The following is a 14,331-nucleotide window of genomic DNA, read 5'->3' on the forward strand; positions in this document are numbered from 1 at the left end:
ATTAAAATTCATAAGTTAAATCTTTTTCGGGAATAGTAACTTTATAGCCGTCGCTATCCAGTGCATCGGCCATGGCCTGCATGCTTGATGTTTCGCCGTGTACCAAAAAAATGTTTTTCAACTTACCGCTGTCTTGTTGTTTTATTGTATCAATCAAATCTTCGTGGTCGCCATGCGCGCTAAACAAATCTGTTTTTTTAATGGTTGCATAAACAGCCAGGTCGCGGTCTTTAATATGTACAATAGGGTCGCCCCGCAAAAGGCGGAAACCCAGCGTTCCCTTGGCGCAATAGCCAATAAATAATATGGTACAGTAATAATTTTGAATGTTGTTGTACAAATGATCCTGAATGCGGCCACCTTCCAACATCCCTGCCGACGAAATGATGATGCAAGGTTCAAAATAATTTGAAACCTGGCGGCTATCTTTTAAACTTTCAATATAAGTTAGGTTTTCAAATTCAAACTCATCGCCCAATTTTTGATAAAAATCCTGTGCATCACCGTTAAGCATACTGTGATGTTTGCGAAATACGGTTGTAGCCATACTGGCCATAGGGCTATCAACAAAAACCTTAACGGGAGGCAATAAGCCTTTGCTGAATATTTTATTGAGCGAAAAAACCAACGCCTGTGTACGCCCAATGCTAAATGCCGGTATAATTAACCTGCCCGATTCTTTAATGCAGGCCCGGTCAATAACTTCGGTTAGCGTTTCTTCAATGGTTTTGTCTTTGGTGTGGTAGCGGCCACCATAGGTTGACTCGCAAACCAAATAGTCTACCGGTGGCAGGGGTTGCGGGTCGTTTAATACGGGGTAGTTTTTGCGGCCAATATCGCCGGTAAAGGCAATTGTTTTTTCGGTTCCATTATCGTTAACCTTAAAAACTGCTGCACCTGCTCCTAACAAGTGGCCTACAGGTATAAACGTTAATTCAATATCGCCGTTTATGCGGAAAGGGCGGTTAAAGCCAATGGTAACAAAGCGGTCAACCGTGTCCATCACATGTTTTTGCAGGTATAGCGGTTGCCTGCCCTGGCCGGGGCGCTTACGGTTGTGCTTGCGCGAAGTTTGCTCCTTGCGCATAAATATGTTAACCGAATCGAGCAATAGCAGTTCGCTTAATTCGGCAGTTGGTGCGGTACATAAAATTTGCCCGTTAAAACCCCTGCGCACAAGTGTGGGCAAATTACCCGAATGATCTATATGAGCATGGGTTAAAACAACAACATCTATTTCTTCGGGCCTAAAGGCAAAGTTTTCGTTAAGCTGTACGTTATGGTCGCGCTCATAATCAAGTCCGCAATCAATTAATATTTTGTATTGGCCCACCTGGAGCAGGTGCATGCTACCTGTTACTTGCTGAGCAGCACCATGTATGGTTAGTTTCATTTGTTTTTTAGTCTATTTAGCCCCTTCTAAATCTCCCCTGGTAACGGAGACTTTAAAAAAAGCCCTCCCTTCCGGGGAGGGTTGGGTGGGGCTCTTCACCCCAGTTCAAATTGTAATCCGCTTAAATAGCGGTACAAACCCTGTTCGTTTTTAAGTAATTCGTTATGGTTGCCGCTTTCTAATATAACACCTTTTTCTAATACAATTATTTTATCTGCTTCGCGGATGGTTGAAAGGCGGTGCGCTATGATAATGGATGTACGGTTTTTCATTAACTCTTCTAAGGCTTCCTGCACCAAACGTTCCGATTCCGAGTCGAGCGATGAGGTGGCTTCATCCAAAATTAAAATTGAAGGGTTTTTTAATAATGCGCGTGCAATGGCTATGCGCTGGCGCTGGCCGCCCGATAGTTTTACACCGCGTTCGCCCACTACCGTGTCATAACCTTCGGGGAAGGTGGTAATGAAGCTATCGGCGTTAGCGCGTTTAGCTGCTTGTATAATGTCGTCATCGTTGGAGCCTAGCTTACCATAGGCAATGTTTTCGCGGATAGTGCCACCAAATAGCATAACATCTTGCGGAACGATTGCAACCTGGTTGCGGATGTCGGTTAGTGAATAATCACACGCCGGTTTATCATCAAATAATAATTGCCCGCTTTGGGGATGGTAGAATTGTAATATAAGTGCCGCCATTGTTGATTTTCCCGAACCACTTGGGCCTACAATGGCAACTTTTTGCCCGGCCGATGCCTCAAATGAGATACCTTTTAAAACGTCAATTTCGGGACGGGAAGGGTAGTGAAACTTTACATCCCTGAAAGTAAGATTGCCTTTAATGTTTTGTGTTATATAATTTTCTGTTTCCCCAATATTAATGGTTTCGCCTTGCTCATTCAAAATTTCAACTACCCGCTCGCTTGAGCCCACGGCGCGCTGGATATTGGCATATTGCTCCGGCAGGCCAGCAAGCGTGCCCGAAACCAATATGGCATATAAAACAAACTCGGTTAACTCGCCAACTTTAAGTTCCTTCAAGCTAACCAGGTGGGCGCCATACCAAATTACACCTACTATTACACCAAACAAGCAAAATACAATAAACGAAGCAAACAACCCACGAAATTTGGCGCCCTTAATGGCCAAACTTGCTACTTTGCGGATGCTTTTATTGTAGCGGCCAGCTTCAAAGGCCTCGTTAACAAATGCTTTTACATTGGCAATTCCTTGCAGGGTTTCTTCAACAATGGTATTTGATTCGGCCAACTGATCTTGCGCCTGGCGCGATATTTTGCGGATAAACCTGCCAAAAAATATGGCGCAAGGGGCAATTACGGGTAGTATAATTAATAAGATCAAGGCTAATTTACCCGATACGATGGCCATCATGCTGATACCGCCTACCAAGATGATGAGTAAGCGCAATATTTCGGCAAAGGATGTAGTTAACACATCTTGTATTTGGGAAAGATCGGCAGAAATGCGGCTATTCAGTTCGCCAACACGGCGGTTGGCGAAGAAATTCATTGGTAAAGTAATGAGCTTGAAATAAGTATCGCGGCGTATATCGGCCAGGGCATTCTCGGCTATTTGTACAAACCAGGTAACCCGGAAAAATGAAACGAATGCCTGAACAAATAATATAGCGAAAGATATGAGCCCAATGGTATTTAAATTTGATGGCAGAATGCCTTTGCTTACCTCGCCCTTGGCTGCGTCAATTATTCCGCCCAATAGTTTTGGGAAGGCTAAACCAGTTAAACTGGATAAAATAAGGAACAACAGTGCTGCCGCAAATTTAAACCGATAAGGTTTAATATATGTTAACAGTTTTCGCAGGTTTTTTATGCCTTCTTTATTGATCTTAGCTTTGGGTAGTTCTGGTGCTGATATGTTACCGCTGTTTCGTCCTCGTGCCATAAATTTAATTTAAAGGTGTATTTAGATAGAGGACGGTATTGACGTTAAAATACTTTAACCAAGGTGTACTATTTAAGCATGGCATAACTACAAAACTAACCAATTAAGCTTTGTTAACCGGCGACTTTCGGAAAAACAAAAAAATTGACGTTAATATGAGCAACAGTATAATAATAACGTGGATGGTTTGTTTTTGCCTGTATTGGTTAACTTCCTGCGCCCGTTGTAACTCCAACTGTTCGTTTTGCTGGCGTAGCTTGTTAATAGTTACCATGTAATTATAACTACGATCTTCCGAATCGTTAGATTTGGCTATGACCTGCGTGGTTTGAAACGTTTTAAAATCGAGCAGTACTTTAATTTCGCGAAATATTACCTCGTCGGTTTTGGCAATATCCATCAGTATCTCGCCCGATCGGCGAATGTCTTTTTTAGTTTGCCAGCCAAAAATTCCGGTTTTAGTGTTGAGGCTTTGGCTATATTGGCTAAACTTTGCACTGCGTTCGGCCAATAGCATATTTATTTTTTTACGCTGTAAATTGTATGTTGCCGAATCGGTATCTGCCGCGCGGGCAACCAAAAAAGTAAGTGCCAGGGCAAGGCACATGAATAAAGTTTTCATGAATTTGATTTGAATTACTGAAAATCGATAATTACGCTATCGCCAAGGTTTAGTCCGAGCAGTCCGCTTGCATTGCCTTTGTTAATAGCAATTTCCAGGTGGTCGCTTATACCAAACATGCAAAGCTTTTCGCCCTCGGGCACTTCATTGTAGTGCCAGCTCAGGTGGTTAATAGTTTCGTTACGTTTAAAATACAATACAAACCTGCGGCCCTTTTGTTCGCTGTTAAAAAACTCTTTGGTAATATTGGTAATTACGTTCTGAAACGAATCGATGTAGATAACGCTGCCTTTTATTACATTTTTTTCAACCACTGGCTGTAGGTTCATCTTCTTCTCCAGCGTGGTTATGGGTAAGCCAATTTGCTGCAATGCACCGCCCCGGGCCAGGTGGCAGGCGGCTTTTACAAAAATATCGGCAAGCGGAAAATGCAAAAATTTAAGATCCTGCATAATATTGATCTCGAACATATCTTCCACATCATCCGTAAACATGAGCGAGAATATCCCGTTATCGGCACCAACAAAATAATGGTTACGGTATTTTACGGCAAGATATTTGGTGTATTCGTTATAAACAGTATCTATCCCGATAAGGTGAACTGTTCCTTCGGGAAAATAATGAAAACTATTTTTTAAAATAAAAGCCGCTTGTTGTACATTAAACGCGGCAACCGAGTGGGTAATATCAACAATGGTAACTGTGGGCAGTAACTTTAAAATACTACCTTTAAGGGCGGCCTGATAAATATCTTTATCGCCCAGATCAGTAGTTAAAGTTATAATTGCCATTAATTTTTTTAAATATTATTGCTAATCTTGTAAACGCCTTAGCGGCTACAAATATTCAATTTTTAATTCAATAAAAAACCCGAAAACTAAAAAATCCATAGCTTGAACGAACTAAAATTAACTATTGAGCATATTAACCCCGCAGTTTTATGGGGCCCCAATAACGATCATTTCGAGATCATCAAAAAGCAATATCCTAAGCTTAAATTAGTTGCGCGTGGCAACGAGATTAAAGTACTGGGAGACGAAGCCGAATTAAACATTTTCCAGGAGAAGCTTAACAAGCTGATACAGCACGTTGAAAAATACGAAACTTTAGATACCAACGAACTGGGCCGCATACTCGGTGCCAAAATACACGAACCCACTGCTGCCGAAGCCAATACCGAAAAAAACATGGGCGAGGTAATTGTATTTGGCCCCAATGGTATTATGGTGAAGGCACGTACGGCTAACCAGCGCCGCATGGTTGATACCATTGTAAAAAACGACATTATTTTTGCCATTGGCCCCGCAGGTACAGGCAAAACCTATACTGCCGTTGCTTTGGCTGTACGCGCACTTAAAAATAAAGAGGTTAAACGCATTATATTAACCCGGCCGGCTGTTGAAGCAGGGGAGAACCTTGGTTTTTTACCCGGTGACCTAAAAGAAAAGATTGACCCATACCTGCGCCCTTTATACGATGCGCTGGATGATATGATACCGGTAGATAAGCTAAAGCTATACCTTGAAAACCGTACCATTGAAATTGCGCCCCTGGCATTTATGCGTGGCCGTACATTGGATAATTGCTTTGTTATTTTAGATGAGGCGCAAAATGCCACCGACATGCAATTAAAAATGTTTTTAACCCGTATGGGTCCAACAGCCAAATTTATTGTTACCGGCGACGTTACCCAGATAGATTTACCTAAAAAACAACAAAGCGGTTTGCATACGGCCCTGCGTATTTTAACTGATATTAAAGGCATTGATATAATTTACCTTACCGGCGAAGACGTAGTGCGCCACAAACTGGTTAGGAAAATTTTAGAAGCTTACGGGGATATACAATAAGAAGAGTAGTTAGTATTTAGTACATAGTATTTAGACCTTTGGTTTGTGCCAAATACTAATTGCAGTACTTTATCTAACTACTATGTACTAACTACTATGTACTAACAAATGAATTCAATAAAAGAAACACACTTTACACTTCCAAACCAAACAGCTTTTTATAAAGGCAAGGTTAGGGATGTTTACACCATTGCCGATAAATACCTTGCCATGGTGGTTACCGACAGAATATCGGCCTTTGATGTGGTTTTGCCCGAGGCAATACCATTTAAGGGGCAGGTGCTTAACCAAATAGCTGCTAAATTTTTGAGTGCCACTGCGGATATTGTACCCAACTGGGTAATTGCCGTACCCGACCCGAACGTGACTATTGGCCGTATTTGCGAACCTTTTAAGGTAGAAATGGTGATTCGCGGATATTTGGCCGGGCATGCCGCCCGCGAATATGCCGCCGGAAGGCGCACGGTTTGCGGCGTTAACCTGCCCGAAGGATTGAAAGAAAACGATAAACTTGCAGAGCCCATTATCACGCCAACAACCAAAGCATCTGTTGGGCACGATGAGGATATTTCGCGCGAGGATATTTTGGCGAAAGGTATCGTATCCGAAAGTGATTACATCCAGTTAGAAGCTTATACACGCGCCCTGTATCAGCGAGGCACCGAGATGGCCGATAAACAAGGACTTATTTTGGTGGATACCAAATACGAATTTGGCAAAGCCGATGGCGTTATTTATTTAATTGATGAGATACACACGCCCGATTCATCACGTTACTTTTACAAGGAAGGTTACCAGGAACGCCAGCAAACCGGCGAGCCGCAAAAGCAGTTAAGTAAGGAGTTTGTGCGCCGTTGGCTGATAGAAAATGGTTTCCAGGGGAAAGACGGCCAAACTGTACCGGTAATGACGCCGGAAAAGGTAGCATCAATCTCCGAAAGGTATATTGAACTTTACGAACAAATTATTGGCGAAACCTTTGTTAAGCCCGAAGCCGGGAATGTGTTGGAACGAGTGCAGAACAATGTGGAAGAAGCGTTAAGTAAACTTTAAATTAGATTTTTTATTTTTTGCTTAAATAGTGGTTTTTAGTGGATGCCTGGGTAAATGGGCTGATAGTTCGGCCATATTTCGTATAATTGCATGTGAATATTTTATCAGCCTTCCGCAAGTCATTTAAGTTATGTGGCGTAGTATCAGTTACTGCATTGTTAGCAACATCGTGTACAAGGGTGGTTGATTTGCAATTGGGTACCGATACCGGCAAATTAGTTGTTGAAGGTAATATCACCAATGTTAAGGGCGTGCAATCGGTAAAACTTACTCAAAACGTGGCATTTACCAGCACCAATGTTTATCCGGCAGTTTCTGGTGCTACCGTTGCAGTTAGTGATAATAAAGGCAATACCTATCAAATGACGGAAGCACCTGCCGGTACATATTCGGTAAGCCAGCTTGCGGGTATTCCCGGTAATGTTTATACACTCAATGTGTTAACTAACGGCAAAAGCTACACGGCAACTTCAACCCTGCTAGCGGTTGTAACGCTCGATTCGGTTACTTCAAAAAATACTGTTATTAATGCCAGTAAAAACCGCAAGCAAATAACAGTACACTATCAGGATCCGTTAGGTGTAGCCAACCAGTACAGGTTTGTAATGTATGTTAACGGTGTACAGGTAAAAAGTGTGTTTGCTTATAACGATAACTTTAACGACGGAAAGTACGCCCATACAGATTTGAGGCAAACCGATATTGACATTTATCCCGGCGATACCGTGTTGGTAGAAATGCAGTGTATTGATAGCAGCATTTACACCTATTGGTACACCTTAATGCAACAACAGCCTAACGGCCCGGGCGGTGGAGTTACCCCAACCAACCCGCCAACTAACATAACACCTGCCGCACTGGGTTACTTTAGCGCCCATACTACTCAAAGTATCAGCATTGTGGTAAAACCGTAAACTAAACCGTTTTTTGGGTTTTTAAACGAAAGAACCAATAATATCACCTATTTTAAAGGCCTTTGAGCATAATTTTAGTAAAGTTTTAAACTAAATATATTTAGTTTGAAACTAGAGGGGCTGTTATGAAAGGAAAGCATTGTATATTTGTTGTTGTTATGGCAAAGCTTTTTATAGTGGGTTTCCCCAAAGACATGCAGGAAATAGAGCTGATGGAAATATTTAGCATCCACGGCGCGGTAAATACGGTTACCGTTATTACAGATAAAGACACCGGCGAAAGTAAAGGTTATGGCTTTATTACCATGACCGACGACGCAGGTGCCAGCCGGGCCATAACAGCTCTTGATGGTGTTGAAATTGACGGCAGAACCATGAGTGTGCGTTTTGCAGAAGAGAAGAATGCAACAAAACCCGTGGAGCAGAATACCTTAAAAAAAGACTATTCGCGGCAACAAAGCCGCCCAGACGCGCCCAGGCCTAAACGGCCAAGGCGGGCATAGTTTTTTTATGTTGGGTGTTGCAACGGTAACTTCAAAAAAATCGAAATAGCATCATTTACCAATGTTAACATAGCGCGCTTTTTGGCAACTGGCGCAAAAAAACTTTCGTACTTTCCAAAAGCCGAGGATGTTTTTAACAAACCAGCTTCTGGGTAATTGGTAATGATAGGGCTTTCCGCAAACAGGGCAAAAATAATTATTGTGGCTAAATTTATCTCTCATTCAATAGCAATACTAATTGGTATTGTCAAATACGTATTAATATTGCATTTGGTTGTTTGAGGTAAAATTAATTTAAAACATACATTTTACGATTGCATTTGGAACACCGGTACCGTTTTATTGGCAAAAAAAACAAAAGCGTTTTAACAAGAAAGCCGCGGGGAACCCTGCTGGTTAATTTCAATTTGCATCTCCGGCAAAAGGGCTCTTTTTTTGAAAGTTCGTTTGAGTCTTCCATGTTTTTCATTTCCGGTTTTGCACGGCAAATTAATGTGCTGATTTATTTTCACTAATATAACTAAATTAGATTTGAAAAGATATTAAATTTGCATTAAGAATTGCATAATACGTTAATTAGTGTAATTTTTTAGTTGTTTTTATAATTAATTAATAATAAATTGATGTTTTTTTTACCTTTAGTATAAATTTTGTGTTTTATGTTAACTATTAGTTGTTACAGCGCAATACATTGATAAATTTTACTGAGATAAAAAGTCAATTTTGCTATTATTACAGCTTTATTCAGTTTATTTACAACATATTTTGGGGCTTGCTAATTAAATTTAGGGAGTGTTAGCTTAATTTAATAGCTTCGGCAAGTTTATCAATATCGCACAAAGCAAAAAATACGGTTATTTTAATTCCTAAAACAGGTCGCAAGGTTAATTGAGCGGCGCTTTTGCAAATCATATGGCAGGGTCAATCTATAAAATATATATCAACCAAAAAACGCTGTTAATAACAGAGTCGGTACCTACAAATCTCAGAAACTTTCAACAGATCAACCATCAGGCCTTTGATTTAAAGATAGTATACCCGCTAATACTGGATCAATACCCCGGCTATAATTTTTTTGTGGTTTGCACCGATGCCAAGGCTTTTTTTAAAAAGATAATTAAGTCGGTACAGGTAATTGAAGCGGCAGGCGGCTTAACCAAGAATGAGCGTAAAGAATATTTATTCATTTTTAGAAACGGCAAATGGGACCTGCCCAAAGGCAAAATTGAAAAAGACGAAAAAATAAAAATAGCAGCCGTACGCGAGGTTGAGGAAGAGTGCGGTATAGTGGTTAAAAAACTGGGCAGCAAAATATGCAAAACCTACCACGCCTATATTTACAAGGGCGAGGTAGTGCTTAAAAAAACATACTGGTTTAAAATGAAATGCGTTGGCCAGGATAAGCTAAAACCTCAAAAAGAAGAAGGCATTACCGACGTACGCTGGTTTACGCGCGATAAAACAAACATCATTACAAAAAACACCTTCCCATCAATTTTACAGGTGATGGAACAGGTAGAGTTGTTTAAAGATATTGAAGAGCCTCTTTCGGGATAAACTGTTCTGCGTTGCCGTTATAGCGCAAAATTTCGCGCACAATGGTAGAACTTATTGATGAGTAACCCGGTTTGCTTACAATAAATATGCTCTCAATATCGGGCTCAAGGGCGTGGTTCATCTGGGCTATTGCCTTTTCGTATTCAAAATCCGACACGGTGCGTATGCCACGTATCATGTAACCGGCACCAATTTCGCGGCAAAAGTTAACTGTTAGGCCTTCGTAGGCAATAACATGTACTTTGGGCTCGTTTTCAAAAACTGCACGTAACATTTGCTCGCGCTTTTCTACTGTTAAAAAGCTTTTTTTTGTGCTATTGATGCCAATGCCAACGTAAACCTTATCAAACAAAGCTACCGATCGTTTTAATATATCAACGTGGGCCTTGGTTACCGGATCGAACGAGCCTGGGAAAAGTGCGATTTTCATGATGGGATGTTTGTAATATACCACAGTTATCAATACCCGAAAGTACAGATATTATTGCATTTTAGTTGAAGGTTAAAAACTCACTCTTTGCCATATTTCAACTTTTGTAAAATGGTAAAATACTTGCCCGGTGTAAGCGAGTCGGGTATGCTATTGTAAGCATCATAAATGATGCCATACTTGTTTTTATCGATACCTTTAAATATACCTCCTATGGCTTTTTGAACATTTTGATTCTCGGCTTTTAAAGCAATGGTATCGCTGATTGGAATTGACGATTGATAACGTACTAAGGGGAAAATACCCCTGTTTGCCGGATCACTGATAAAAAGGGGCCCAATAGCAAAAATTGCGGGTTTAGTTTTAACCTCGTTTATAATATAGGGTAGCTTATATTTTGCTCCCGCATCCTTCAAAATTACCGAATACGTATCCTTCATCTCGTAATCGTTTTTATAGATAAGGTAATCGCCAGCCGGATAAGCCAGCCGCGCTGCCATAACTATCATATCCACGGCATCTACAATATTGCCTTTTGTAAATTGGTTTACCGCCAAATCATAATATTCGGGCGCGGTTTGGTCCATTACCGAGTATTCACCAATGCGTAAAATATTCAACTTCCAGCCGGTTTCGTATTTGCCGTAAATTGCCAAAATTAAGCAATTAACCGGCAGGTTAGTTGATACCATTACCGATACATAGGTTTCTTTATTTAACGCCAGAAATTCTATTTTATAATCGTTATTATTTTCTTTATCAGATTGTAATACATGATTAGTGTTTTCGGTGGCACTTTTACAGTAAAATTCGTCCAGTAACCGATAATCTTTCGCTTTAAAAAGCGCGCCAAATTCGGTAACAACGCTGTCAACGGTTTTTCCTTTTTTCTTAATCAATCCCTCGGCCATTAATTTTTTAACGGCTTTAACATCCTGGGTCATGATGCCTTTAAAAAGCTTTTTATCCAGTACGTCAATTTCGTTTCTAACATCTTCATCAATTGTTTTATTTCGCCACGTACCCACTTTGTTAAAATTAAAGTTAAAATAGCAGCCTGGCAGCAAGGCGCATACTACACAAACCAAAAGCAAAATGAGTAAATGTTTTTTCATTAAGAATGCGATAAAATATCAGGTATCAGTTTTTACTGGGTTAAGATACTAACATTTTGAAGAACGAAAAAGACGAATGTCCATATTTCCTCTGCTCAACAAAGGCAGGGTGCTGGCTCAGGTTTTGCATCGATTGGTGCTCCACAATGAGTAAACCATCGGCGTTAAGCAACTGCTTTTCAAAAACTATTTTGGGTATATCGGGGATTCGGTTCAAATCGTATGGCGGGTCGGCAAATATCAGGTCGTACTGCTCGGTTTCCATTTCAAGATACTTAAACACATCGGCCTTAAAGGTTTTAATGTTTGTTAAACCATGCTGGCGCGCGGTATCTTTTAAATAATTGATGCATTGTATACTTCTATCGATGGATACAACTTCGGCAGCCCCGCGCGACGCAAACTCTAACGAAATATTGCCCGTGCCGCTAAACAGGTCAAGCACCTTGATATCGTCAAAATCAATCTGATTGTTCAATATATTAAAAAGTGCTTCCTTGGCCAGGTCGGTTGTAGGGCGTACAGGTAGGTTTTTAGGCGTATTTAGCCGTAACCCTTTTAGTTTTCCACCAATGATTCGCATAGGGTAAGGCCCGAGAGTAATAATATTTGGTGGGATAAAAACCCCTGAGGGAGCTGTACCATTTTGGTTTGGTTGAGGTAAACCTTTGGCAATAAATCGCTTACGCGATGTATTTTTTTGTCGGATATGTTAACATCTCCACTTAATATAACCGATGTTTCGTCTAAATTAAGGCCCAATTCGTTAGCTGTCAGCACAACAAAGTACATTAACTCGTCGGGGTTGTTAAACTCAAAATTATTATAAAAGGCAAACTCAGCATTTCTAAAATAAAGCAATTGCAACCTGTTGCCTTCTATATGCGCGTATAAATTGGCATTGTCATGCCTGGCAAAATTTACGGTAGCGGCAAAAACTTTTCCCGCAAAAAAGATAGATGCCTTATTAAGCTTGTTTTTAAGTACCTCCATTATGGTTTTGCTTACCGCAAACACCACGTTATTGGTTACATCAAACTCATTGGTTAGCAAAACATCATCGGGCTCGGGGGTTAAAAACCTGCTGTACTCTATAATGTCGGTCTCTTTAAAAAGGTCCTTGGGTATAATTGTAAAGGTAACCGATGGTACAACGGCCTTTACGCTGCTGTAATTGCCCAACAAAATATCCTTTAAAGCTTCGGGGTTTTGTAATTCGTCGTTATCATAATCTTCGCCCCAAACCAGCACTTTTTTAGTCCGTATTTGCGAAACAATAAACCCAAATGTATTATTGTTAACTACCAGCAACAACTCGTTACCATCGGTAACCTTCGGGTCGTATTCAGGGTCGTAATAATTAAACCGGCCTTTACTCATAAAGCAAAAGTAAAAAAAATAACACATGTATGGTTAAGGCTTTTTTGCGCATTTTTGAAGTGTGAATACCAATGCCGATTATTTAATCAGTTCGTTTCCGCACCAGCCCAACGGGCAGCAACTGGAACTATTTAACAAACTGCACAGTTTTTTAATTAGCGACGACGGCGACGAATGTTTTTTACTTAAAGGCTATGCCGGTACGGGTAAAACAACCGTAATAAGTGCGTTGGTTAAAGCACTGCGCAAATACAATTATAAGTATGTATTGCTTGCGCCAACCGGAAGGGCGGCAAAGGTTATATCGGGTTATTCGGCTAAAAAGGCATATACCATTCATAAGCGCATTTACCGTAAAAAATCGGCAATGAGTTTAGATGAATCATTCCAGCCGGGTGATAACGTTGCCACCGATACCTTGTTTATTGTTGACGAAGCCTCCATGATATCCGACGAGGCCGGCGGCAATAACCGCAACAGCCTGCTTTACGATTTGGTACGCTATGTTTACAACACCAAAAACTGCAAACTAATGTTGGTTGGCGATACCGCGCAATTGCCGCCGGTTGGCTCGGTTAACAGCCCGGCTTTGGAGCCAAAGGTGTTGAAAGACACCTTTGGACTAAATGTTTTTTCCTTTGAATTAACCGATGTTGTTAGGCAAGAAAAGGATTCGGGAATTTTGATGAACGTTACCCGAATACGCGAACTGATTAGAAACAACAAAAACGAAATACCACATATTGTAACCAAAGGTTTTAAAGATGTATTTCGCCTTAATGGCGATAAACTTGAAGAAGGTTTAAACTACGCTTATAAAAAATATGGTATGGACCGCACACTGGTGATATGCCGATCGAACAAAAACGCAAACCTGTATAACCAGCAAATACGCGGACGTATTTTATTTAGGGACGAAGAAATTACCGGCGGCGACCAGATTATGGTGGTGCGCAACAATTATTTTTGGCTCAAAGAGGAAGAGGAAAACAGTACCGGCTTTATTGCCAATGGCGATATTGCGCGGATAAAAAAGATACGCAATTTTCAGGATTTATATGGTTTCCGTTTTGCAGATGCTTCGGTGGAGTTTATTGATTATGCCGAAAACCTTACCATCAATTGCAAGGTAATGCTTGATACCTTAACATCTGAGGCTCCGGCACTGCCACCTGCCGATCAGAAACGGTTTTACCTTGAGGTAATGAAGGATTACGAGCATATTACCAACAAGCGTGCAAAATTTGATGAACTGAAAATTAACCCCTATTACAATGCCCTGCAAATTAAGTTTGCCTATGCCGTTACATGCCACAAAGCGCAAGGCGGCCAGTGGGATGCTATTTTTGTTGACCAGGGTTATTTAACCGAAGAGATGGTAAATAACGATTTTTTGCGCTGGTTTTATACAGCATGTACGCGCGCCACAACTGCATTGTTTTTGGTTAACTTTAACCAACGCTTTTATCCGGCAGGTACCGAAACTAACTATTGAGGCACGGCGTGTTAACGTTGCAGGTTAATAGCATAATCTTGAGGTGTTTACAGTCAATTAGTCATCTCAATTTAATTTATGCTGACTTTTTATCAGGTGC

The 14,331-nt window shown here is 40.7% G+C and carries 14 protein-coding genes; 6 read left to right on the top strand and 8 right to left on the bottom strand.

The window, feature by feature from the left end:
• Nucleotide 1 precedes the first annotated feature (1 nt).
• From BDD43_RS16945 to BDD43_RS16960, 4 genes are all read right to left on the bottom strand, one after another.
• Entirely contained in the window at nt 2-1,393 is a 1,392-nt protein-coding gene (locus tag BDD43_RS16945; RefSeq protein WP_121198791.1) for an MBL fold metallo-hydrolase, read from the bottom strand.
• Nucleotides 1,394-1,488: 95 nt separating this feature from the next.
• Nucleotides 1,489-3,312 carry an ABC transporter ATP-binding protein gene (locus BDD43_RS16950; protein WP_121198792.1) on the bottom strand — a complete coding sequence of 608 codons (1,824 nt, stop codon included), beginning with the start codon at nt 3,310-3,312 and terminating at the stop codon, nt 1,489-1,491.
• A gap of 103 nt (nt 3,313-3,415) precedes the next feature.
• Nucleotides 3,416-3,934 carry a hypothetical protein gene (locus tag BDD43_RS16955; RefSeq protein ID WP_121198793.1) on the bottom strand — a complete coding sequence of 173 codons (519 nt, stop codon included), beginning with the start codon at nt 3,932-3,934 and terminating at the stop codon, nt 3,416-3,418.
• A gap of 14 nt (nt 3,935-3,948) precedes the next feature.
• A complete protein-coding gene (locus BDD43_RS16960) occupies nt 3,949-4,725 on the bottom strand; it encodes an SAM hydrolase/SAM-dependent halogenase family protein (RefSeq protein WP_121198794.1) in 777 nt (258 codons plus the stop codon).
• A gap of 102 nt (nt 4,726-4,827) precedes the next feature.
• On the opposite strand from BDD43_RS16960, the gene BDD43_RS16965 reads away from it, so the two are divergent.
• From BDD43_RS16965 to BDD43_RS16990, 5 genes are all read left to right on the top strand, one after another.
• Nucleotides 4,828-5,784: a PhoH family protein gene (locus BDD43_RS16965; protein WP_121198795.1), complete on the top strand. Its 957-nt coding sequence runs from the start codon at nt 4,828-4,830 to the stop codon at nt 5,782-5,784.
• Between the two features lie 108 nt (nt 5,785-5,892).
• A complete protein-coding gene (locus tag BDD43_RS16970) occupies nt 5,893-6,837 on the top strand; it encodes a phosphoribosylaminoimidazolesuccinocarboxamide synthase (protein ID WP_121198796.1) in 945 nt (314 codons plus the stop codon).
• 92 nt (nt 6,838-6,929) lie between these two features.
• Nucleotides 6,930-7,751, top strand: coding sequence for a DUF4249 domain-containing protein (locus tag BDD43_RS16975; protein ID WP_246001615.1), 822 nt, complete (start codon nt 6,930-6,932; stop codon nt 7,749-7,751).
• Nucleotides 7,752-7,909: 158 nt separating this feature from the next.
• Entirely contained in the window at nt 7,910-8,254 is a 345-nt protein-coding gene (locus tag BDD43_RS16980; protein WP_162847096.1) for an RNA recognition motif domain-containing protein, read from the top strand.
• 912 nt (nt 8,255-9,166) lie between these two features.
• A complete protein-coding gene (locus tag BDD43_RS16990) occupies nt 9,167-9,811 on the top strand; it encodes an NUDIX hydrolase (RefSeq protein WP_121198799.1) in 645 nt (214 codons plus the stop codon).
• On the opposite strand, the gene coaD is transcribed toward BDD43_RS16990, so the two are convergent.
• The 4 genes from coaD to BDD43_RS17010 form a co-directional block, all read right to left on the bottom strand.
• Nucleotides 9,780-10,241, bottom strand: coding sequence for a pantetheine-phosphate adenylyltransferase (coaD, locus tag BDD43_RS16995; RefSeq protein ID WP_121198800.1), 462 nt, complete (start codon nt 10,239-10,241; stop codon nt 9,780-9,782). The genes BDD43_RS16990 and coaD overlap by 32 nt on opposite strands.
• 80 nt (nt 10,242-10,321) lie before the next feature.
• Complete coding sequence (locus BDD43_RS17000; protein ID WP_121198801.1) at nt 10,322-11,356, bottom strand: hypothetical protein; 1,035 nt, start codon at nt 11,354-11,356, stop codon at nt 10,322-10,324.
• A gap of 40 nt (nt 11,357-11,396) precedes the next feature.
• Nucleotides 11,397-11,939 (bottom strand): 16S rRNA (guanine(966)-N(2))-methyltransferase RsmD, encoded by a 543-nt coding sequence (gene rsmD / locus BDD43_RS17005; RefSeq protein WP_121198802.1) that lies wholly within the window; start codon nt 11,937-11,939, stop codon nt 11,397-11,399.
• On the bottom strand, nt 11,915-12,736 hold the full coding sequence (locus BDD43_RS17010; RefSeq protein WP_162847097.1) for a DUF3822 family protein: 822 nt from the start codon (nt 12,734-12,736) through the stop codon (nt 11,915-11,917). Before BDD43_RS17010 ends, rsmD begins: the two co-directional genes overlap by 25 nt.
• A gap of 61 nt (nt 12,737-12,797) precedes the next feature.
• Here BDD43_RS17010 and BDD43_RS17015 point away from each other — a divergent pair, with 61 nt between their 5' ends.
• Nucleotides 12,798-14,231, top strand: a complete 1,434-nt coding sequence (locus BDD43_RS17015) for an ATP-dependent DNA helicase (protein WP_121198804.1) — start codon at nt 12,798-12,800, stop codon at nt 14,229-14,231.
• Nucleotides 14,232-14,331 lie beyond the last annotated feature (100 nt).

The sequence above is a fragment of the Mucilaginibacter gracilis genome (assembly GCF_003633615.1).
GTDB lineage: Bacteria > Bacteroidota > Bacteroidia > Sphingobacteriales > Sphingobacteriaceae > Mucilaginibacter > Mucilaginibacter gracilis.

Bases quoted from the DNA above. Each gene is read 5' to 3' on its own strand.
- BDD43_RS16945 (WP_121198791.1), bottom strand. From the start codon at position 1,393: ATGAAACTAACCATACATGGTGCTGCTCAGCAAGTAACAGGTAGCATG.
- BDD43_RS16950 (WP_121198792.1), bottom strand. From the start codon at position 3,312: ATGGCACGAGGACGAAACAGCGGTAACATATCAGCACCAGAACTACCC.
- BDD43_RS16955 (WP_121198793.1), bottom strand. From the start codon at position 3,934: ATGAAAACTTTATTCATGTGCCTTGCCCTGGCACTTACTTTTTTGGTT.
- BDD43_RS16960 (WP_121198794.1), bottom strand. From the start codon at position 4,725: ATGGCAATTATAACTTTAACTACTGATCTGGGCGATAAAGATATTTAT.
- BDD43_RS16970 (WP_121198796.1), top strand. From the start codon at position 5,893: ATGAATTCAATAAAAGAAACACACTTTACACTTCCAAACCAAACAGCT.
- BDD43_RS16980 (WP_162847096.1), top strand. From the start codon at position 7,910: ATGGCAAAGCTTTTTATAGTGGGTTTCCCCAAAGACATGCAGGAAATA.
- BDD43_RS16990 (WP_121198799.1), top strand. From the start codon at position 9,167: ATGGCAGGGTCAATCTATAAAATATATATCAACCAAAAAACGCTGTTA.
- coaD (WP_121198800.1), bottom strand. From the start codon at position 10,241: ATGAAAATCGCACTTTTCCCAGGCTCGTTCGATCCGGTAACCAAGGCC.
- BDD43_RS17000 (WP_121198801.1), bottom strand. From the start codon at position 11,356: ATGAAAAAACATTTACTCATTTTGCTTTTGGTTTGTGTAGTATGCGCC.
- rsmD (WP_121198802.1), bottom strand. From the start codon at position 11,939: ATGCGAATCATTGGTGGAAAACTAAAAGGGTTACGGCTAAATACGCCT.
- BDD43_RS17010 (WP_162847097.1), bottom strand. From the start codon at position 12,736: ATGAGTAAAGGCCGGTTTAATTATTACGACCCTGAATACGACCCGAAG.